At 38.9% G+C, this 22,513-nt stretch carries 20 protein-coding genes; 14 read left to right on the top strand and 6 right to left on the bottom strand.

Annotated elements, in window-relative coordinates:
- Nucleotide 1 precedes the first annotated feature (1 nt).
- Together CFPU101_RS08125 and CFPU101_RS08120 are read left to right on the top strand one after the other, a co-directional pair.
- Nucleotides 2-751 carry a DUF4145 domain-containing protein gene (locus CFPU101_RS08125; RefSeq protein ID WP_206814856.1) on the top strand — a complete coding sequence of 250 codons (750 nt, stop codon included), beginning with the start codon at nt 2-4 and terminating at the stop codon, nt 749-751.
- 13 nt (nt 752-764) lie between these two features.
- Nucleotides 765-3,863 carry a type I restriction endonuclease subunit R gene (locus CFPU101_RS08120; protein WP_206814855.1) on the top strand — a complete coding sequence of 1,033 codons (3,099 nt, stop codon included), beginning with the start codon at nt 765-767 and terminating at the stop codon, nt 3,861-3,863.
- Nucleotides 3,864-3,995: 132 nt separating this feature from the next.
- On the opposite strand, the gene CFPU101_RS08115 is transcribed toward CFPU101_RS08120, so the two are convergent.
- Nucleotides 3,996-5,153 carry a ParM/StbA family protein gene (locus CFPU101_RS08115; protein WP_206814854.1) on the bottom strand — a complete coding sequence of 386 codons (1,158 nt, stop codon included), beginning with the start codon at nt 5,151-5,153 and terminating at the stop codon, nt 3,996-3,998.
- Nucleotides 5,153-5,530 (bottom strand): hypothetical protein, encoded by a 378-nt coding sequence (locus CFPU101_RS08110; protein ID WP_206814853.1) that lies wholly within the window; start codon nt 5,528-5,530, stop codon nt 5,153-5,155. Before CFPU101_RS08110 ends, CFPU101_RS08115 begins: the two co-directional genes overlap by 1 nt.
- Before the next feature lie 329 nt (nt 5,531-5,859).
- Between CFPU101_RS08110 and CFPU101_RS08105 the strand changes: the two genes are divergently transcribed.
- From CFPU101_RS08105 to rppB, 12 genes are all read left to right on the top strand, one after another.
- Nucleotides 5,860-6,198 carry a hypothetical protein gene (locus tag CFPU101_RS08105; RefSeq protein WP_206814852.1) on the top strand — a complete coding sequence of 113 codons (339 nt, stop codon included), beginning with the start codon at nt 5,860-5,862 and terminating at the stop codon, nt 6,196-6,198.
- Nucleotides 6,199-6,449: 251 nt separating this feature from the next.
- Complete coding sequence (locus tag CFPU101_RS08100) at nt 6,450-6,740, top strand: hypothetical protein (RefSeq protein ID WP_206814851.1); 291 nt, start codon at nt 6,450-6,452, stop codon at nt 6,738-6,740.
- A 605-nt stretch (nt 6,741-7,345) separates the two neighbouring features.
- Nucleotides 7,346-7,669, top strand: coding sequence for a hypothetical protein (locus CFPU101_RS08095; RefSeq protein WP_206814850.1), 324 nt, complete (start codon nt 7,346-7,348; stop codon nt 7,667-7,669).
- Nucleotides 7,670-7,714: 45 nt separating this feature from the next.
- Nucleotides 7,715-8,281: a hypothetical protein gene (locus tag CFPU101_RS08090; RefSeq protein WP_206814849.1), complete on the top strand. Its 567-nt coding sequence runs from the start codon at nt 7,715-7,717 to the stop codon at nt 8,279-8,281.
- A gap of 229 nt (nt 8,282-8,510) precedes the next feature.
- Entirely contained in the window at nt 8,511-8,786 is a 276-nt protein-coding gene (locus CFPU101_RS08085; protein WP_206814848.1) for a hypothetical protein, read from the top strand.
- 523 nt (nt 8,787-9,309) lie between these two features.
- A complete protein-coding gene (locus tag CFPU101_RS08080) occupies nt 9,310-12,444 on the top strand; it encodes an efflux RND transporter permease subunit (protein WP_206814847.1) in 3,135 nt (1,044 codons plus the stop codon).
- Between the two features lie 34 nt (nt 12,445-12,478).
- A complete protein-coding gene (locus tag CFPU101_RS08075) occupies nt 12,479-12,913 on the top strand; it encodes a hypothetical protein (protein WP_206814846.1) in 435 nt (144 codons plus the stop codon).
- A gap of 42 nt (nt 12,914-12,955) precedes the next feature.
- A complete protein-coding gene (locus CFPU101_RS08070) occupies nt 12,956-13,624 on the top strand; it encodes a DUF305 domain-containing protein (protein ID WP_206814845.1) in 669 nt (222 codons plus the stop codon).
- Nucleotides 13,625-14,048: 424 nt separating this feature from the next.
- Nucleotides 14,049-14,525: a hypothetical protein gene (locus tag CFPU101_RS08065; protein ID WP_206814844.1), complete on the top strand. Its 477-nt coding sequence runs from the start codon at nt 14,049-14,051 to the stop codon at nt 14,523-14,525.
- A 107-nt stretch (nt 14,526-14,632) separates the two neighbouring features.
- Complete coding sequence (locus tag CFPU101_RS08060; protein WP_206814843.1) at nt 14,633-15,082, top strand: DUF2808 domain-containing protein; 450 nt, start codon at nt 14,633-14,635, stop codon at nt 15,080-15,082.
- Between the two features lie 88 nt (nt 15,083-15,170).
- Entirely contained in the window at nt 15,171-15,872 is a 702-nt protein-coding gene (gene rppA / locus CFPU101_RS08055; RefSeq protein WP_206814842.1) for a two-component system response regulator RppA, read from the top strand.
- Complete coding sequence (gene rppB, locus CFPU101_RS08050; RefSeq protein ID WP_206814841.1) at nt 15,859-17,274, top strand: two-component system sensor histidine kinase RppB; 1,416 nt, start codon at nt 15,859-15,861, stop codon at nt 17,272-17,274. The genes rppA and rppB overlap by 14 nt, the downstream gene beginning before the upstream one ends.
- A gap of 561 nt (nt 17,275-17,835) precedes the next feature.
- On the opposite strand, the gene CFPU101_RS08045 is transcribed toward rppB, so the two are convergent.
- From CFPU101_RS08045 to CFPU101_RS08030, 4 genes are all read right to left on the bottom strand, one after another.
- Nucleotides 17,836-18,747, bottom strand: a complete 912-nt coding sequence (locus CFPU101_RS08045) for a M23 family metallopeptidase (protein ID WP_206814840.1) — start codon at nt 18,745-18,747, stop codon at nt 17,836-17,838.
- Nucleotides 18,748-18,892: 145 nt separating this feature from the next.
- Complete coding sequence (locus CFPU101_RS08040; protein WP_206814839.1) at nt 18,893-20,188, bottom strand: TolC family protein; 1,296 nt, start codon at nt 20,186-20,188, stop codon at nt 18,893-18,895.
- Nucleotides 20,189-20,415: 227 nt separating this feature from the next.
- A complete protein-coding gene (locus CFPU101_RS08035) occupies nt 20,416-20,895 on the bottom strand; it encodes a DUF2808 domain-containing protein (RefSeq protein WP_206814838.1) in 480 nt (159 codons plus the stop codon).
- Nucleotides 20,896-21,603: 708 nt separating this feature from the next.
- A complete protein-coding gene (locus CFPU101_RS08030; RefSeq protein ID WP_206814837.1) occupies nt 21,604-22,506 on the bottom strand; it encodes a cation diffusion facilitator family transporter in 903 nt (300 codons plus the stop codon).
- Between the last annotated feature and the right edge of the window lie 7 nt (nt 22,507-22,513).

The raw sequence follows: 22,513 nt of genomic DNA, 5'->3' as shown, positions 1-22,513 counted from the left end.
TATGTTACCTCAAAATTTACGTGGTAAATATCTTTCTCGGTTCGATGAACTGATTACGAAAGGAGAAGAAATTGCACAAGATGTTGAAATTATACCAGCAAAATACTATCAAAAACCTTTTACTTATGGTTATGACTCTTTGGTTGAAATACCTGAAACAAAAAAAATCAACTATCAAAATTTCTTACAATGGAAGCTTAATTGTAGATCATTATTAGAACAGATTCTTCCTCTCAAGAGTGTTCATAGAAAAATTCTTGATGATTCAGATACATCTTGGAGTATCGAAAGTGAGCTTTATAATTTAATGTCTATTCTTAAAGCTCTAAAAGAAGATTTTGAGAAAGGATATTTAGATGATTTAGAAATCAAAATTGAAGCTGAGATGGCATCAGATTATATGGGGCAAGCAGAACAACTATTAGCTGAAGGACAAACTGGTAAATATGATCATGTACCAGCAGCAGTCTTAGCTGGAGCAGTTTTAGAAAAAGAATTACGAACGCTTTGCTCCAAACAAGCTCATCCTATATCAACAGTTAATAGTAAAGGAGAAAAGCTAACTTTAAACCCTTTAATTGATGAACTTAAAAAAGCTGGTGTATTTAATGAGTTAAAAGCTAAACAGCTTAGAGCATGGGCAGATATTCGTAATAAAGCGGCTCATGGAGAATTTGACCAGTTTAATCGTTCTGATGTTGAAGTAATGATTAAAGGGATTAATGAGTTTTTAGCCAATTATCTTGCGTAACTTTAATATTTTTATGAACTCTTTCACCGAAGACATCGTAGAACAAGCCGCCCTTCATTGGTTAACCGAACTCGGATACATCACCTTCAACGCTTGCGCTCTGGCCCCTAACGAACCCAACGCCGAGAGACAAACTTATAGCGATGTCATCCTCACTCAACGCCTAGAAAATGCCCTTCAATCCATCAACCCCAAGATTCCTGCTTCAGCCATCGAAGACGCAATCAAAAAACTGACTCGAACCGAAAGCCCCAACCTTTATGAAAATAACCGACGCTTTCACAAATTCCTTACCGATGGCATAGATGTTAACTACCAAAAAGACGGACGAACAGTATACGATAAAGTCTGGTTAATCGACTTCCACAACCCCGATAACAACGACTGGTTAGCCCTCAATCAATTTACCGTCATTGAAGGCAAATATAACCGCCGTCCCGATGTCGTCATCTTCATCAACGGTTTACCCATCGCCGTTATCGAACTGAAAAACCCCACCGATGAAAACGCGACAATTCGAGGTGCATTCAACCAACTACAAACCTATAAAGCCGAAATTCCCTGTCTCTTTCCCACTAACGAAATCTTAGTCATCTCCGATGGAACCGAAGCTAGAGTAGGAACTCTAACCGCCGACTGGGAACGTTTCATGCCCTGGCGAACCATCGACGGTCAAACCATCGCCCTAAAAGGAACCGCCGAACTTGAAACCGTCATTAAAGGTATCTTTACAAAAACTGTCCTCCTCGACTTACTGCGTTACTTCATCGTCTTTGAAGTAGACGGCGACATCATTACTAAAAAAATGGCAGGCTATCACCAATACCACGCCGTTAATAAAGCTGTAGCAGCCACAATAGAAGCTACTCAACCCGATGGAGATAAAAAAGTTGGCGTTGTCTGGCATACTCAAGGAAGCGGTAAAAGCTTAACAATGGCGTTCTATGCAGGAAAAATTGTTCAGCAAAGCGAAATGGAAAACCCAACTTTAGTCATCCTCACTGATAGAAACGACTTAGACGACCAACTGTTTAACACTTTTTCCATTTGTAGTGACTTATTGCGTCAAACTCCCACTCAAGCCGAAAATAGAGAAAATCTTCAAGAATTACTACAAGTCGCCTCTGGCGGTATCGTCTTTACCACGATTCAGAAATTCGCCCCCGATACAGGCATTTCCTATCCCCAACTCTCAGACCGCAGAAATATCGTCCTCATTGCTGATGAAGCCCATCGTAGCCAATACGGACTTAAAGCCAAAGTTACAACCAAAGATGATGAAGCTCGTATTACTTACGGTTACGCAAAATATCTCCGTGATGCTATCCCTAACGCCTCCTTCATCGGTTTTACAGGAACTCCCATCGAAGCTACCGATATTAACACTCCTGCCGTATTTGGAGACTACATCGACATCTACGATATTCAAAGAGCCGTAGAGGATGAAGCCACCGTTAGAATTTACTATGAAGGAAGACTTGCCAAACTCGAACTTGAAGCTTCAGAAAAGCCCAATATTGATCCAGAATTTGAAGAAATCACTGAAGATGAAGAAGAATTTACTAAAGAAAAACTAAAAAGCAAATGGGCTAGACTCGAAGCCCTTGTCGGTTCAGAAAAACGTATCCAACAAGTCGCCCTTGATATCGTGACTCACTTTGAGAACCGTTTAGCCAGCATTGATGGGAAAGGAATGATAGTCTGTATGAGTCGCCGTATCTGTGCAGACCTCTACAACGCCATTATCCAACTTAGACCCGAATGGCATCATAATGATGACGATAAAGGCACTCTTAAAGTCGTCATGACAGGTTCAGCCGCCGATGAAGCGAAAATGCAACCCCACATCAGAAGCAAGAAAGCGCGAAAAGACCTCGCCAAACGCTTTAAAAAACCCGACGATGAAATGAAACTGGTCATAGTACGAGATATGTGGTTAACAGGATTTGATGCCCCTTGCCTCCATACCCTCTATGTCGATAAACCAATGCAGGGACACGGACTGATGCAAGCCATCGCTAGAGTCAACCGAGTTTTCAAAGATAAACCAGGGGGTTTAGTTGTAGATTATCTTGGTATTGCCGAACAACTGCGAGAGGCCCTCAAAGACTACACCGAAAGCGATAAAGAAGATACAGCCATTCCCACCGAAGAAGTGTTAGGACTTTTGCAGGAAAAATATGAAATCATTCAAGGGATGTATCACGGTTTCGACTACCAGCAATTCTTTACAGGAACTCCCAGCGAACGCCTCAATATCATTCCTGCTGCCCTCGACCATATCCTCAGACTTGAAGACGGCAAAGAACGTTATATCAAAGCCGTTACCGAACTTTCCCAAGCCTTTGCTTTAGTGAGCAGTACCGATAAAGCGATCGCCCTCCGAGATGAAGTTGGTTTCTTTCAAGGCATCAAAGCGGCAATGGTTAAACACACCACCACTAGCGGCAAAAGTCCCAGTGATATCGATTCTGCCGTCCGTCAAATCGTTTCCAAAGCCGTTGCCAGCGAGGAAGTCATCGATATCTTCGCCGCCGCAGGATTGAAAAACCCCAACATCGCCATTCTCTCCGATGAATTCCTTGAAGAAGTAAGGGGTCTACCCCATAAAAATCTTGCTCTAGAAATGCTCCAGAAGCTCCTTAACGACGAGATTAAGACTCGTTCCCGCAAAAATCTGATCCAGTCTCGTTCTTTCCGTGAAATGCTGGAAAATACCATCATACGTTATCAGAACCGTTCTATCGAAACCGCCCAAGTCATCCATGAATTAATCGAACTGGCTCTAGAGATGCGAGAAGCCCAGAAACGAGGAGAAGATTTAGGATTAACCGAAGATGAAATTGCTTTTTATGATGCTCTAGAGGTCAATGATAGTGCCGTTCAAATCTTAGGCGATGAAACCCTAAAAGCGATCGCCCGTGATTTAGTCAAAGCCATCCGTAGTAATCTAACGATTGATTGGACAGTAAAGGAGACAGTCAGGGCTAAATTACGAGTGACCGTAAAACGGCTATTGAAAAAGTATGGTTATCCTCCTGATAAGCAGGAGAAAGCTACGATTACAGTTTTACAACAAGCTGAGTTATTGTGTAAAGATTGGGTGGCTTAATTAGTCGGTCAGCGAACGTTGATGAGCCAGTCTTCGTATACTGTGATGTACAATTGGGTCAATGCGCGATCGCTTTGCGCGAGTTCCTGCGGAGTGCCGAAGTCTTCCTTTCTCGTGTAAGCTTTTTAAGCTTTAGGCGAAATCAAAAAATTCCACAATTTGTGGAAAATTATCAATTACTCGCCCTTCGGTTAAACTCCAACAACTTCCACAGATCGAGAAATCTAAGAGAGAAATTTTGTTCGGTTGCCCGTTGATCATTTTTAAAAGGAGGCAATTCAACCGCAAGAGCGTGATTCCAAGATCACACATCACCCCTGGAACGACAGAACGCAGGTACTCTTTAAGATATGGGGAGATAAAAACCGAAGCACCACCGCCAATAACAACTCGCTCTACAGATGACGGTAAGCGATCCTTTAACCAACTTTGCTCTAAAAGCTGCCAGTATAGCTTTAATCCACTTGACCATGCTTCATCTAGAATCGAGATCTGATACTCGTTCATGTGAGCTTCCCTGAGAGCTAGATGACTGTAAGACTTATTAAACCACTGTTTTCCGTCATAATTCATCTTCGATGAAGTGATGATTGCACTCTGTAACAGTTCACGATCGCATCCAGGTATTCGATAGGCAATTTTGTCCAAACAGTCATGAAAACCATACAGCGTTGTACTACTCTTGCTCCTATTGAGTGAACCGTCCTCTAAAACCAATAATGAGGTATTACGATAACCAAACTGAAAGCCAATAAGCGTCCCCTCAAAATCTCTTTCACTCAACAACAAACCCAATCCTTCAGGGTAACAACAAAACGCCGTCCAAGATATCTTACATAATTTGTCCCTGAAATAAAACTGTCGGATTGCTTTGAGTTGGCATACAATTCGCGTCGCCTCAAGATCTTCACTTAAAGGCAATAACAACATTAATGAAACCGAAAAACTCCAACAGTCCAACCGATGAGCAATCACTCCTAAAGCTGCTAGAATTTTCGGAATTAACGATGAGGTCTTCAATGGCTTCATCGCCACACTGACCCTCTGTTCTTGAGCCATCCGTCCTACAAAAAAACCATCTAATCCTTTCCCTAACCTGATAATCGCCTGATGTTCGGGTTTGACAAAATCACTACCACTGATGGTCATCATTTCCGTAATCAATGACGCATCAACCGCCATTACTTCAGGCGACAGGGCAATATACTCAAGCTTCTGTTCCCCATCGTTAACTCCATACAACACCTTAATCATCGATGTTCCCACATCAATTCCAAGACGAACTTTCATCAATTCCCCCCATCTCGAAATAGATTCATAATATTCAGATTCAATTGAGCCACATCAACTTCTTCTTCATCTTCAACATACTTATCTTTAGGCAAGTCACGCGAGACTAACTTATCTGTCTCTCTAATAGAAACAGAAGATGTCTCTAAACCCCATTCCTCTCTAATCAATTTTCCCCAACTCTCACAGGTAATCGCACATTCTCTGGCTCGGCATTGACTCATCTCCTGCACCAACGGCCCGTATCGGGTCAGTAAAATCTCCGTCAAAAGCGCACTAATACTTTGGCTCCCCTTACTCTGCTTAATGTGTGTAACCACTTGATCGATTACATCTCCTTCTTGATAATACACGGTAATACGTTTGGTTTTCTTCATACTACACACTCTCAAAAATCAGTATTAATGAACTATAGTAAAATCGCGTTATTTAAACGTCATTTCTACGCTAGACTAGCACCCAAAACCAGAAAAACAAATTGATAAAGTTTTCCAACAAATTAAATTTCTAAGAAAATATATAAATATTATCATGTATTTCTAAATAAATAAATATTAAAAAGTTATACATAAGCAAAAAAAGATAAAAAAAATATTGATCCAAATCGATAAATAGATGATAGCCACCCACCCACCCGAAAAATAAATAAGAACCTGTCGGTTCAATGAGAGTGAAAATATTCTGTAAATAAACAGGAGAAAAAAAAATGAATACTGTTAACCTGATGACCCTTTGCTTCAACAAAGAAACCGAACAACAAAGAATGGCATTCTATGTTGCCCAAGAAGTTTTAGGTCGTCGCCTTAAAAAACAATATCGCGCTGAAGATAAAAAGTTTGACTGGAAAGCTTTCAAAACCGAATTTCAGAAACAATTCGGAGAACTTTCGTATTCAGAATTAGTTAAACTTATTCTTGATAATGTTATGTGGGTACGCGATGAAAACCATATCCGCGAACTGTACTACTACTACTTAAAACAAGCGCGAGAAAACCAACAGAAACAACAAAGTGATACCACAGTATTTAACTTTGCACTCAAATAATTAACAAAAAACTCAACTTCATTTCTAAGAGGTTGAGTTTTAAAAACCCACACCCACCCACCCCTAAAGAGCAACCTGTCGGTTGTTTAAAAATGAACGTGATTCTCTCCCATCTTTGTAGTTAAGTTGCTTATCCTTAACTACTTCTTTTTTCACCCACCAACCCACCCACTCACCCATAAACCCAATTATTACCTGTTGCTTAATTGAAGATGAATAACACCTGAAAAACAGTGAGTACATTAGATAACATGAACGAGCAACTATACCCCTATCAAGACCCATTTGTTGTACTAGCAGCAAATGGAAAATTTAATATTACCGAAGGAACACCAGAAGTTTCTGAAATGTTAAAAAACTGTCTTGATTCATACAATGAATTCAAAGAAGATATCTACCAATGGCATGATAAAGACACCAATTCAGCCATCATCAACATTGCCGAAATGAATGGTAATGATCTCTATATTCAGGAGCTATACAAAACCTATCTTGAATATCACGTCAAAATCTACACTGGAAAGTATGACGATGACGATTAAATTTAAGTCATCAACCTGTCGGTTGTTTAAAGATGAATGAGTTGATCATCTATTTCTACAAGTAGCTAAGAAGAAGCCACGAATCTACTTCTTTTTTTACCTTGGAAAAAACTGGACAAATATAGACAGCCTTCGTGGTGATAATCACAAGTGGCACAAATCATAGGTCTATTAATAAGACTGTCTATATTTGTTAATGTGAGCGTGAATCCCACCAAACCACCCTTTTCCAAACCACCCTTTAAAAATCAAGGTTGAACGAAACTTTATTCCCTACCATCGGCTGTACATCTCTCTACAAAGACATTTTTGGGTATAATAAACTCAATCTAACTACTAACAACCCTGGATTTCATTTAATAACTGGTTTCAATAAGCCTACTAATTAATCGTGATTGCTAAGTAACGCTTTTATAACGCTATTCTATGCTACTTCGGTTTCTCGGATGGAGACGAGGCTAGGTACTGATGTATTGGTGAAAGACCCTAGCGAGCAAGGACTTTGTATATACATTTTCACCCTCTCCCACCGAGAAATAGACAGATGATCGCCAAGCTCGACTTTTGGAAGTGATTACTAAAAACTACAGTTGTAAGACGTTTGTATGATAGAGAAAGACAAAAGTAGTACAAAAAAAACCGAGATTGTAATCGTAAGGGTAACTCTTCAGGAAAAGGAAAGGTTAAATCAAAAAGCATTACGAGGAGGGACAAATGTATCAGAATGGATAAGACGAACCGCCCTCGATAAAGAGTTACCCACGCTAAAGAGTGATCGCCACCTGTACGCAAATTTACTATTGATTCATGATTCGCTTAAAACATTACGCCTACTACTAACTGAAAATGAATCAGAAGAAGCGTATAAAAACTTAGATCTGATCCAGTCACTCATATATACAACTATTCAAAAATTTTTGAATCAGTAGAAGGCTATCGCCTTTGAAAAATCGTAGTTCATTTCTTAAAGAACAATGATTTACGATTGGAATAAGCCTCATATAGACGATCGCCATTTCCTGCTATTGATTCAACAATGGTTACTCGGATTGGATCTGACAGCGATGTTAGCCAATGAACCCTATCACAAACAATGGCTAACCCAATTGCAAGAACGATGCAACTTTAACAAGAGTAAACAAATTCACTTCAATCTACACCTATCACAATTTATCAATGACGAAATGATTGAAGCCAACTACGATTGCATCACTCAAGAAAACAGCTTTCTTAACATTCACTACTTCAGAACACACGAAATCCTAGAAGAAGAGTTAATTGAAAAAGACTACAAAAATCAAATTAGTCTATGGTTACTAAAAGAGAAATTTGAAGCACAGCCTGATGCAATTACAATTAACTATTGGTTTTTGACTGAAATTGAGTTACTACACTCCAAAATAGAATACACAGAAACATTACATAGACAGATAACTAAAAACCTTCTCAAACCCAAAATAGAAACCATGACATTACCAGAAATTTCAGTATTTCACTTTAATATCGATGAAATTCCTGAAGTCAACCCGTTTATCAGCTAAAACTAAAGTTTCTTCTTATTTTGGACATTAATTTTACAAAGTGGACAACAATTCTACAATGTACAAAAGTTTAATCTCAATACGGCAATCCAAGAGGCAACATATCAATAAAGAACAACTTAAATAACTTATACTACAAAGCCTCGGATATTTATCCATCTTTTTGACAACCAAGTTCAATCAATCCGTTGTATTACGTTTTTATACATACTACATAAAGGCAACCATCATGAACCGATTTTTCGCTAACCTCGAACTCGTCAAAGCCGCTCTGCTTGCTCAAATTGAACATTGCAAACATAACTACCAAGCCTCTGACCACTTATCCAAAACCGAACGCACTCTTGAAGGGAGACGATTACAGGGTTTCTCTGAAGGGATTGAGTTTGCCATCGCCGCCATTGATGACTACCTCAATACACCCGAATATCTCAAAGAAAATTCACTCATGACCCCTCAAAAATCTATCATCGTTCAGGATACTGCCGAAGAAGGTCGCTATTAGGCATTTAAGTAGCAAGTGTGCAGAAAGTGCCATTAAGCTTAAAACCTTCTCAGGGTAACTATTTAAAAACTCGATTTTTTCTCATTACTCTTTAAATAACTGTACCAGTTAAACTATCGTCTATTTGGTACAGCGATCAGGAACCCAATTTCAAGGAGTTGAGCCGTCTGATTCTCGGACGGTTTAATTGGTACAGTTCAGAAAAATCACAAGAGCGTAAGAAATGGTTCCATTGCTACTCAAACCCCAATTCCTAAAAGCTATAACAGTTAAGGATTGTAGGCTTTTCTGTCTAAGCAGAAAACGAGCCACTTTTGCAGGAAGTGTCTAGAAGCTGCAAAATTTCAGAGAGATGCGTGCGCTTCCGCGTGCCAAGCGTTTCAAGCAAGAAAAGCACCTCATAACAGCTACGAAACGTTTTGCCCCATCATAAAGATTTAGGCATGATGGGAACTTTACAGATTTCATCCTAATTTCATTTTTATCGGTGACATTAAACTACAGTGGCTTCAAGAGTTAAATCATGCTGAATGCTATTGTCAAATGGTCGATCGCTCAACGTTGGTTAGTCGTAATTGCTTCTGTCATCATTACATTGTGGGGATTTCGTGTCCTCACCCAGATGCCACTTGATGTCTTTCCCTCTTTTGCACCGCCACAAGTTGAGATTCAGACTGAAGCCCCAGGTTTAGCCCCCGAAGAAGTTGAATCTCTCGTCACTCGTCCCATTGAAAGTGCTATTAATGGAACGCCTGGTGTAGAAACGGTACGCTCTTCCTCTGCCGTTGGCATTTCAGTGGTTAAGGTCATTTTTAGCTGGGATACAGATATCTACCGCGCACGTCAACTCGTGACCGAACGCCTACAACAAGCTCAAAACCAACTTCCACAAGGAGTAGAAACGCCACAGATATCGCCTGTGAGTTCTCCTTTGGGTGCAGTGATCAAATACGCTTTCACTTCCGAAACAACTTCATTGATGGAGGTTCGACGCATTGTTGATTGGCAAGTTAAAAACCGTCTTTTAGCTGTTCCTGGTGTCACTCAAATTGTTATTTTTGGGGGAGACATCCGACAATATCAAGTGTTAGTCGATCCCAATAAACTTAAAGCCTACAATGTCTCCCTCCAAGAAATCACAGAAGCCGTCGAAAAATCCAATATGAATGCTCCTGGAGGTTTTTTGATTACTCCAGATCGAGAAACCTTGATTCGAGGCGTTGGTCGGCTAGAATCCATCGAACAGTTAGGTCAATCTGCCATAACCGCCCGTAACGGTATTCCTGTACTACTCAGGCAAGTTGGGGATGTCAAAATTGGTGCAGAACTCAAGCGGGGGGATGCCTATCTTAATGGGAAAAAAGCCATTGTTGTTGTAGTTAATAAACAACCTCAAGCTGATACCCCAACTGTAACAAGGGCAATTGAAGCAGCGATGGAAGAAATCAAAGCGGGTTTGCCCGAAGATGTCAAAGTTACGGTAACTTTTCGTCAAGAAACCTTTATCGAAGCTGCTCTCAAAAATGTTGAAGAGTCTCTTCGAGATGGAATAATCATTGTCTCTGTTGTACTGATTCTCTTTTTGATGAATTGGCGCACCGCAATTATAAGTCTGAGTGCCATTCCTTTATCTTTATTAATCTGCATGATGGTACTCGATTGGACTGGACAAGGCATTAATACGATGACGCTAGGTGGGTTAGCGGTGGCTATTGGTTCGGTGGTGGACGATGCCATTGTAGATATGGAAAATGTTTACCGTCGTCTTCGAGAAAATCAACAGGCTGGAACCCCAATAAATCCCTTACAGGTTGTTTTTAATGGCTCAGTAGAAGTTCGAGTTAGTGTACTTTTTTCAACCGTAATTATCGCCGTTGTTTTTGCCCCTATATTTGCCCTTTCGGGTGTGGAAGGACGCATTTTTACACCAATGGGGGTTGCTTATCTGCTTTCGATCATTGCTTCAACTGTAGTGGCTCTAACACTGACTCCAGCTTTGTGTGCTTTACTATTAGTCAACCGACGTTTACCCTCCGATGAAACTTGGGTGGCACGATTTTCTAATCGTTTGTACCGTCCACTACTACAATTTTCCTTGAAATTTCCCCAAATTATCTTATTAATTGCCGTTGCTGGATTCGTCACTTCTTTAGTTATCTTTCCTTCATTAGGACGAGTTTTCTTGCCAGAGTTTCAAGAACGCTCTTTAGTGATTGCTACTTCACTTTATCCAGGTGTCTCTCTAGAAACGACCAATCAAGCTGACTTTGCAATTCAAGAAGCTTTGAAGAATAACCCACGATTTGATGCTCTGCAACTCCGTTCAGGACGCGCACCTGGAGATAGTGATGTCGGCGGTGTCAATTTTGCTGAATTGGATGTAGAACTGAGTGAAGAAGGTGTCAAGAATCGAGAAGAAAGCATCGAAATCATCCGCCAAGAATTTAACAAAATTCCTGGAGTTGCCGCAAATATTGGGGGATTTATTTCGCATCGTATGGATGAAGTTCTGTCAGGGGTTAGAAGTGCGATCGCTGTCAAAATTTTTGGTTCTGATTTAGCCGAACTTCGGGCGATCGGTCAAGAAGTTGAAGCAGAAATGTCTACTATTTCAGGGGTGGTGGATTTACAATTAGAACCTCAAGTTCCGATTAAACAAATTCAAATTCTATTTGATCGCACAGCCGCCGCTCGTTATGGAATTAGAGTCGGTGATTTAGCAGAAACGGTTGAAACAGCCCTAAATGGACGAATTGTTTCTCAAGTTTTAGAAAATCAACAGGTTTTTGATTTAGTGGTTTGGCTCCAAGAAGATTCAAGAAATAATATTGCTATAATTAGCAACTTGTTAGTTGATACTTTAGATGGACAAAAAATTCCTTTATCTCAAGTAGCGAAAGTACAATATGGAACTGGCCCGAATACAATTAATCGAGAAAATGTTTCACGTTTTATCGTTGTTTCTGCTAATGTCGATGGTCGAGACTTAGGTTCTGTTATTACGGATATTCGTCAAGCCGTTCAAGAAAAAGTTCAATTACCCTCTGGCTATTTTATTCAATACGGAGGACAGTTTCAAGCGCAAGAAAAAGCCACTCAAACTTTAATTTGGTCTGGACTTCTGGCTTTAGTTGTCATTACAATCCTTATGTATTTTGCTGTTAAATCAATCGCGGCAACCTTGATGATCATGATCAACTTGCCTCTGGCTCTAGTGGGTGGTATTTTCTCGGTCGCTTTGGGAGGTGGTATTATTTCTGTTGCTTCAATGGTTGGTTTTATCACTTTATTTGGAGTAGCTACTAGAAATGGTTTACTATTAGTTGATAACTACAACAATAAACTATCAACTGGACTACCATTAAAAAAAGCTGTTTTTGAAGGTTCGATGGAACGACTAGCAGCTATTTTAATGACGGCTTTAACTTCTGCATTGGGAATGCTCCCTGTTGTTGTTGGAACAGGTGCGGGAAAAGAAATTTTACAGCCATTAGGAGTAGTTGTTTTAGGAGGACTCTTTACTTCTACAGCTTTAACTTTGTTGGTTTTACCAGCCTTATATGCTTTATTCGGTCGATTTTTAGTGTTTCAAAAAAGAGAAGAAATTCTTAAAAATAATATTAAATATAACACTAAACTCGAAGAAAATAAAGCATAATTCAATGTTTAATATTGTATTTCAGGAGTTAAATATGAAATTGGGGAAAGTATTTCCATTTGTTGTTTGTCTTTCATTTCTTATTAGTTTAAATTTAAGTACAATTAAACAGGTTATTGCTTTTAATACTCAAGAAATTGTTGCAGAAGCAAAGCAATCTAGAGGTGGACAAGTTGTTGAACAAGGAGCATATCATTTAGAACTTGTACCTGAAAAAGAAAAAGATGGCATTCATTTAGATTTTTATCTACAAAAAGGAGACAATCATCAAGCGATTCCCAATTCAAAAGTCACAGGACAAATTCAATTACCTAATGGTACTCAGAAGAATCTTACTTTTAAATATGATACCAGTGGTAAACATTACACAGCTTTTTTACCTGAGAAGGCATCAGGACAGTATCAAGTTCGGATTACAGCCGATATAAACGGTCAAAAAGTCAACGGTCGTTTTAGTTTTAAGCAATAGTTTTTCATCCCAAAAATGATTAAAGTAGTGTGAGGAGTATCAATGAGCAGTCTACAACAGAAGAATAATTTTAGCAACATCGTAATTCTGGCATTCACAGCTATAATATTTGGCTTGCTAACCTCTTGTTCTCTTATTCAAAATAGAACGGAGGCCAATCAAATGACATCTCATGACGATGAAATGGCTGACCATAGTATGAGCATGGATCTCGGCCCTGCTGATGCTCAATTTGATTTGCGTTTTATTGATGGAATGATTTTGCATCATGAGGGTGCTGTTATTATGGCAAAAGAAGCACTACAAAAATCTAAACGTCCTGAAATTCAACAACTAGCTAACGAGATTATTAAAGCTCAAGAAAAAGAAATTGCTCAACAGCGACAGTGGCGTAAAATTTGGTATCCTGATGCAGGAGAAAAGCCAGTAGCTTACAGTGACTCGATGAGACATACTATGTCAATGTCAAAAAAACAGATGAAAAGCATGAGGATGGATTTGGACTTAGGGGCTGCTGATGCTAAATTCGATCTTCGATTTATTGATGGGATGATTCCTCATCATGAGGGTGCGCTGATGATGGCACAGGAAGCGTTAAATAAATCTAATCGCCCTGAAATTCAAAAACTTGCACAAGACATTATTTCTTCGCAACAGAAAGAGATCGAGCAGATGAAGCAATGGCGGCAATCTTGGTATCAATTGCCGTAAGCAAAAGTGGGGTCATTACAAACTTAAAAACCCGTTTGTAATGACTCATTTATAAGATAATAAATAAATTTAATACTTTTTATTTATTAAATTTCTTAAGTTTTTAGCTTTTATATAATAAATTTTGATTTAAGCCAGTAAAAGATAAATTTTAAAAAACTTGAAATTTCATGTTCGTTTCATTTTTAGTAGCTATTTTAATAGATGAGGTAAACAACAACCTCGCTTAACTAACACCTACTGTTTTTTTAAAACTAGAAGAGATAGTAGGATTTCATCAATGAGTAAACACAAAATTATTAAGTTTAGTAACAAATTAAAATTTCATCTTGATTTCATAGTTATCTGACAATCTAGTAATTAGGAGGAGACTGATCAAAGATCTGATTTTTGTCCAGATTTTGATTAAGCTAGATAGACTTGAATGAATAAAATGCTCACTGTAACTACCTTAGCTATCATCACCGTAACATCAATATCTGCCGCTTATGCAGATAATATTAAGAATGCTGACACAATGCCATATATTTTATCTACCAACCAGTTTCCAGCAGGAAAAGCAACGTTTGTTAGACATACTATTCGGATTAAAATGCCTCCAGAAAGCAAAGGTATCTCTGAAATAGCAATTGATGTTCCTTCTGGCGTTACTGTAAAAAATGATATCACTGTACATAATAGAGTAGGCCAACCGATTGAAGTGAATAGTTCTGTAAATGATTCTAGGATAACACTTGATTTTCCTCAAGGTATGGTGGCTCAGGAAGTTATAGAGATTGATCTTAATAAAGTCAAACTTCCAAGAACTTATCCGCTTTGGCTTTATCGGGTTTATGCCAAATTAGTTGATAGTAAGACTGAATTATCAATTGGAGTAGCCGAAGTGCGTACTCGTATCTAAAAACTTTTGAAAAAATAGAAACATTTCATCTTAATTTCATTATTATCGTTCAATCTAATAAATAGATAAACAAAGAGAACTAATACCAAATTCAAAGGAAGTTAATTATGAAAAAGCTACTTTTAACCAGTTTTGCAATGACTATAGCTCTCGCCTCTTATGCTCCTCTCGTTCAAGCGAGTGACCCTCATAGTCATGCTCATCAACCTTCGGCTCGTGTTCAAGGGGCAACTCATCATTTTGAATATTTAGTTCAAAAAAATGCTTTGTCAGAACTTGTAATTCAGATCCCCGAACAACTTAAGATTAGTCGAGGAATCGAGATTCAAGATCAAACAGGTAAAATGCTAGATGCTAAAGTTTCTATTGATGGAAAGCAAGCTTTGATCACTTTCGATCAGCCTGTTCCTGCGAATACAACAATATCGGTTAAAATGAAAGGAATTTTGACTCCTGGTTATCCTCGTACATGGCAATACAAACTTTATGGTAAGTTTGCTGGAATCAATCAAGAAATCCCACTTGGATTAGCCAGAATTCAGACTTACGGTAATTAGTCAAGTTTTAAATGGGCAATCTGCTCAATGTTTTCCTCACTAGCAGGTTGCCCAAATAATTACTTAAATGGTTATATAGGTAAATTATATGAGGGTTCTATTAGTTGAAGATGAAGCAGATTTAGGAGAAGCAATTAAACGAATTTTAATTCAAGAAAAATACATTGTTGACTGGGTACAAAATGGGGATGATGCTTGGTTATATCTACAGAATAAATGGACGGATTACACTCTAGCTATTTTTGATTGGTTGCTGCCTGGATTATCAGGGATTGAACTGTGTCGACGACTGAGGCGACAAAATAGTTCATTATTAGTTTTAATGCTGACTGCTAAAGATCAACTAGAAGATAAAGTAGAAGGACTTGATGCAGGTGCAGATGACTATTTAGTAAAACCCTTTCTTCGAGCAGAATTACTAGCAAGAATCCGCGCTTTGCAGAGACGATCGCCACAACTTCATTCCCAACAGTTACAAATTGGTGGCTTGACACTCGATTATAGTACTCGTACTGTCCGCATTCAGAACGACTCTACTCAACAACAAGTCATTTCTCTAACAACCAAAGAGTTTCAAATCTTAGAATATCTGATGGAACATCCCAATCAAATCCTAACTAGCGAACAAATTCGGAATCAGATTTGGGAAATTGGTTCAGAACCCGTCAGTAACGTAGTAGCGGCTCAAATTCGCTTGTTACGTCGTAAATTAGAATCACTCCACTGTGGGGAATTAATTGAAACTCTACATGGCGTTGGCTATCGTTTAAATTCTCATGCAGCAAAATAGTTTATTCAATAAGACTCGCTTACGTTTGGCATTTTGGTATGCCAGTGTGATGGGGCTTATTTTGAGTTTATCGGGATTCGGAGTGTATCGGGCGATCGCTCATGCTCACATGGTGGCACTGGATCGAGAAATTGCCTCAGTTGCAGGTACAATCCACGATAGTCTAGAGCTTAAACTGCAAAACGTCGGACAGATCGAACCGATTGTTTATCAGCTTTTACCCGATCTCTGTACTAGGGGTAATCCTTGTTTTGCTAAAAGCACTTCTGATCAAAATTCTAATAACAACTGTCGGGTTGCGATTTATACCTCTGCATCTTCGGCGCGTCACATCTTAAGTGTTGTCGGACAAGGAAATTACTATTTACGTCTATTGGATCTAAAGGGATGTTTAATCGGTTTTATCGGGATGCCTCCGCAAGTCTCTTCATTTCCAGTCGCTAACCAATGGCAAATTCTTAAAGATGAACAAGGAAACCGCTATCATCAGATCTCTTTTCTCTTGCACACCAATCGTCAGGAAAACTGGGGATATATAGAGTTAGGACGGAGTTTCAAAGAATTTGATGATTATCTTTCTATTGTGAGAATCATTTTATTTTTAGGTTTACCGATTATTCTGCTTTTAATCGGGGGTTCTAGTTGGTGGTTAGCTGGATTAGCCATGAAACCCATCTATCAATCCTATCAACAGATCCAACAATTTACAGCCGATGCCGCCCATGAGTTACGCACACCCTTAGCAGCGACACTAGCAACCGTAGAATCAGCTAGAAAAGAGCAATTAGAGCCTTTGGAGATGCAGAATATCTTAACCACTATCGAACGTCAGAATCGAAGATTAGCCACCTTAGTGAATGATTTACTCTTGCTGTCTCGCTTAGATAGACAATCAATGACACAGCGTTTTGAATCCTGTTGTCTTAATGACATTGTTAGCGATCTAATTGAAGAATTATCAGCACTAGCGATCGCATCTAATCTCACATTGACTGAACATATTTTAGTTGCTCAACCCCTTTACGTGAAAGGTAACTTAGAACAACTTTATCGATTGGTTTCTAATCTAATCGTCAATGCCATTCAGTACACCCCAGCGAAAGGACAAGTAAAGGTTACTTTAAATCGTGTGGATAATTATGGATTAATTGAGATTCATGATACAGGTATCGGTATTCCCCCTTCTGAACAAAAGCGAATCTTTGATCGGTTCTATCGAGTAGATAGCGCACGTTCCCGTCAGACAGGCGGTTCGGGGTTAGGTTTAGCGATAGCAAATGCTATTGTACAAGCGCATCAGGGCAGTATTCAGGTACACAGTGAGCTAGGCAAAGGTAGCACTTTTACGATTCGCTTACCGATAGAAAGATCAATCCAGGCTCATATCCGATCTAATCCCTGATCGATCCAAGATATAGGATCTTCTTTTGGCTCTAAATAAATCATGACAGTTGTTTTCGATAGTGATTGAATGATGGCAAGTTCAATTACTATCAGGGCAATTAATGGATCAAGCCTGACGGGGTGACAACCTCTTTGAAACCCTTGATGGTAATGGATTTGAGCTAGTTGACCTTCAACAAGATTCAAGCTTATAGATAGGCTCTTTGGAGCATCAATCAACGATCGCTATTGACGAAAGCCTGATTCTCTAGTTAAATTTTTCTGTTTTAAGGGTGAAATGGCTAGACAATCTTTTTCAAGTTCTCTAAGCTGAAAGCCTTATTTGGCAATGCTTATAGAATGCTTGTCACCCCGTCAGGGATCAAGCACTAACCAACCTATCAGCTTAAACCATAAGAGTATCTAGAATTTGAAAACAATATATTTTTGTCTAGATTACCTTGTTAATAAAGCTGTAGCTGGTACGAAAGAACTTAAAAATCTTATTGTTTCTTTAGTTAAATAACTAAAAAAAGCTCGAAAAGCCTTTTATATGTGTATATAACAGTAAGACCTATTATTAGTGTTTCTTTTTGATTCTATTTATAACTGTAGAGCTTAAATGAATCGTTGGGTCTTGAGCAACCCAACCAACAGATAATTCGTAACGCACTTCAAAATGAAGATGGGGAAACTTTACATCAGGGTTTCCTGTCATTCCAGTAGTTCCTAAAACATCTCCTGTTTTGACTAACTGACCAATTTCTACTTGAATTTCGCTCAATTGAGCGTAACGAGTTTGCCGTTTGCTTTCATGGTTGATGATGACTAAATTACCATAATTTTTATCAAGACCTGCATATACTACAACTCCTGATTCAACTGCTAGGACAGATGTAGCTATTGGTGTTAATAAGTCAATTCCACTATGAAAAAATCTTTGCCCATCGGCAGGATTAATTTGCCAACCATAATCTAGCTCAATTTTAGTAACTGAAGGCAAAGGATAGCTCATAAGTTGCCTATAAACATCTCCTTGAGAATTTCTTAGAGAACTCCATTTTATCCCAGGAATAAAAACGACTTTCGGGTGCTTCTGACAGCCATTAATTTCAAAGAGAACATCAGCGCGAATACTATAAGCTGCTTCTAAATCTTTCCAAGTTGTCCCTCTTGAAACTTCAAGGCGAATGCCATTAAAAGGAGGAATTAGAATTTCCTGACCAGCAGCAACAATACCTTTTTGCAAATTTGGATTAAGACTAATAAGAGTTTCTGGAATTAAATTGTAACGTTGAGCAATACTAACAACAGTTTCCCCTGAGATAACTTGATGACGCTGCAAACGAGAAAGAACTGGAGATGGACAATATATTTTTTCAATATCCTGTGTGTTTCTATTCAACTGAGCAATTATTCTAGTATCAGCTTGAAGCACGGGAATTGAAATGACTTTATTAACTGGATATAGGATGACTAACCAAGAAAACATGAAAGTTATAAATTAGTAAAATGAAATGTCATAGTTAAGACTTCAATTTAGACGCTTCAGCGTTTATCAATTTCGATAGTTTTTGCGTCAGCCTGTCAAGAGCATATTTTACTAAAAGAATTTCTGAGCGTTATCTAAAACATCGCTAAAAATTGCTTATAGCTCGTTGAAGTGCGGCGAAAGCACGGTTGTAGTTTAAAATTGCCCTAACTCGATTTCCAGCCGCTCTAGTTAACTCGTTCTCTGCCGTATTTACTTCTAATTGAGTGCCAATCCCAGAACGAAAACGGAAACGTGCCATCTCCAGACTCTCTTGTGCTTGCTGAAGGGCAAAAGTAGCTGTTTCAATATTCTTGGCATTCGCCGCCAACGTCTTAAACGCTCGTTCGACTTCCAAGCGAATTTGACTACGGGTATCGGCAAAACGGACTTCGGCAATTTTGATATTAGCTTCTTCCTGGGCTGCTCTGGCTACCGTAGCACCACCGTCAAAAAAATTCCATCCGACTCTTACTCCTGTTGCAAAACCATCTTCTACGCGTGAATTAAATTCTCCTAAGACTCCGTAGTTAGCAAACAGACTCACAGTCGGTCTGCGATCTGCTAATGCTGCCCGTCGCTGTTGCTCGCTAATATTACGCTGTGCTAACTGCTGCTCCAACTCGACCCGATTTTTAAAAGCTGCAATAAGGCTTTGCTCTAAAGTTTGATTCCATTGAGCCGTGATTTGGGCCGAATCTGCGGCAGCAATATCGACGGTTTCAGATAAACCTAGAATTCTTGCTAGTTGATCGCTTGCAATATCTTGTTCGGCTTGGGATTGAATTAATTCTTGTTCAGCATTGGCTAACTGCACCCGTGCGCGCACGATATCAAAACGAGCTACTAACCCTCCTTCTTCCAAGGCTTGAGCATCAAACAAACTAATCTGGGCATTTTTTACCGCAGATTGATTAATTCTGACTTGTTCGTCAGCTTCCTGCAAATCATAATAGGCATTAATGATGTCCAGGCGAATTTGTTCTCGACTTCGTGTAACTTCCAACTGGTCAAAGCGTACCTGTTCCTCTGCGGCTTTAATTCTTGCTGAACGTCTGCCGAAAGTAAACAGATCGTAGTTGACTTCCACAATCCCCCCCAAGAAAGTAGTTGGGGAATCAGCAATATCCAATTCAATATCTGTTGGAGGTTCTTGATCGGCAGAAACAGCAAGTTCAGCATTGGTTCCCAGCGTAGGAAATTGTGCCGCCTGAGCTTCTCTAAGAGCAGCCTGAGAACGTTCCAAGGATAAAAGTGTCACTTGTAGTTCTCGATTGTTGCGTTCTGCTAGTTCGAGTGCTTGTTGTAAAGTAATTGGTAGAATAGTCTGGATCTTCACGTCTTCGGGCGAAGTGGGCAGTTGCAGGGGGTTGGGACTAGATTCAAGAATACTAGGAGCCATAGGCTTTTCCTGCTCATTAGAGTCAATAGAAGGAGTGGGCTCTGTTTGAGCAAACATGGGTTCAAATGTACTTAAGTTAATGGCTAGGCTAACACTCATTATGAGAAAAGCTCGAAAAAATTGCATAAATTATCTATCGAGGAAAGTAGAGCAAGCTAATTTTTTAGTCATAAGTGTTGACTTGTCCAGTGTTAAAGGGAAATATATGTGTGGAGATAAGTTGGTATCTATCGAGAGGTACGAATTTCGGCAATTCCAAGATTTAATTCTGATTCGATTCCAACGAATTTTGCGAAAACTCTGTAGGTAAAAACATTAGAAGCACCTGTCATTTTAACTCGATTCATATCAATTTCCAATCGGCTTTGAGGCTTGGGTGGTTGAGGGAAATCAATAATTATTGTACTTTCATTAACTAATATATTAGCAGCAATTTTTTCTTTTGATTCATCATGAATAGTAATGTCATTTTCAACCTTCAAGCCTGAAGGCACATTAATTTTTAGTTGTGAGATGGCTTGAGCATTTTCTGGAATTTGTATTTTAATACTGTGTCTGACAAATGACATCTTTCTTTTTGGGAATTGCACAGCACCCACGATAGAAGGATAGGTGGTAATCTTTGAATGCTGATTTCCCTCGGCAGCAGGGCTTAAAGTTGCAATTGCTAAAATTATGGCTGTAATTTGGATAAACATTCTCGACATCTAAATTTCTCCTGTCATTAAATTATTTTAAGAATGATCTCTGTCAGATTCTCCTTCAATTTATTAACTTAACAGCCAGCTATGAAAGTAAGATGAAATTTTTAGTTCTTCGAGATTTTTTTTATAATACTTATAGCTACACTTGATTATCTTTAAAATTCTTTATGAAGCAAGTCAAGCATTCACGGCTTTACTAAGCCAAAAAAAATTATGTTAATTGAGCGATTAGAAATAAACCACATCATTTTTTATACTACTTGTTTTACAAAAATCTAGTACGTTTGCTAAATAAAATAGATATTATAATTAATAGTTGAAGCCACCAAGGAGCAAATACGAGACTTAAGAAAAAATTGACAAGGGTAACTGTTAAAGTCAGTAACTGAGGAACTTCTTCAGAAAGCTTTAGACAAAAATAGGTTCCTATCAGAGTAATAGAAAATGAAATTATAAATCCTAAAGGCATAGGAATAAAATTAATCTTTGTGTTTTTTGAACGTAACTGAAGTTTTACAATTGTTGATTTTTATTATAGAAAAACAAAATGAAAGTAAGGTGAAATTTTAAAAAATTATGTGAATTTCTAAAATTGTGCTAACAGGCTGAAGCTTATTCAAATTATTCATTTTATGGAAGTTGGCTATAGTAGAAAGCAAAAATTGATTGAGGTCATGAAATTTCTAAATACTTAAAGGTATTTTATCTCCTTCATACAAGGTGTTCTGGAGCTTGGGGACAGGGATACTTTGGATCACCTGTTTCAATTTGAAGTGTCGTATGCTCAATACTAAATCGGTCATGTAGTTCCTGAACGACTTGTGCTAGAAAAGCATCACCAAGATGACCATTAGGCATGACTAAATGAGCCATCAACGCAGTTTCGGTGGTACTTATTGCCCAAATGTGTAAGTCATGAACTTCAGCCACACCAGATAGTTCAGCCAGATAAGTGCGAACAGCTAACGGTTCAATTCCTTCAGGAACCGCATCCATCACTAGATTGAGGGATTGTCGAAACAGTCGCCAGGTTCCAACAATAATCACCAAGCTGACAATCAAACTGACAGCCGGATCGAACCAAAGTTGATCAGTTAAAACGATCGCAATCCCTGCCAGAACCACCCCAGCCGATACAGCAGCATCAGCAACCAGATGCAAAAATGCGCCTTGAAGATTTAGATCCCGTTTGCGACCCGATAAAAACATTAATGCGCTGCCTGTATTAATGGCAATCCCGATCGCTGCCACAACAATTACCGTCATTCCAGCAACGGGTGTCGGTTCACGAAATCGCAGGATAGCTTCCCATCCAATGCCTCCAGATACAACCAGAAGAAAACTGGCATTTAAAAGTGTTGCTAGAATAGATGAGCGTCGTAGTCCAAATGTACGTCGTGCTGTAGGAAGACGGCGAACCAGCAAACTTGCTCCCCATGCAAGCAGCAAGCCCATCACATCACTTAGGTTGTGTCCAGCATCAGCCAGCAGAGCTAGAGAATTGGCTAGTATTCCATAAACTACCTCAATGACGACAAAAGTGGTGTTGAGAGCAACACTAATAGTAAACGCACGGTTATAGTTAACGGATTCGTGACTGTGATTATGGGTCATGATTTTG

It is taken from the genome of Chroococcus sp. FPU101, from assembly GCF_017312365.1.
GTDB lineage: Bacteria > Cyanobacteriota > Cyanobacteriia > Cyanobacteriales > Microcystaceae > Chroococcus.
The sequence above is the reverse complement of the archived record's forward strand: the minus strand, read 5'-3'. Positions and strand labels throughout refer to the sequence as shown.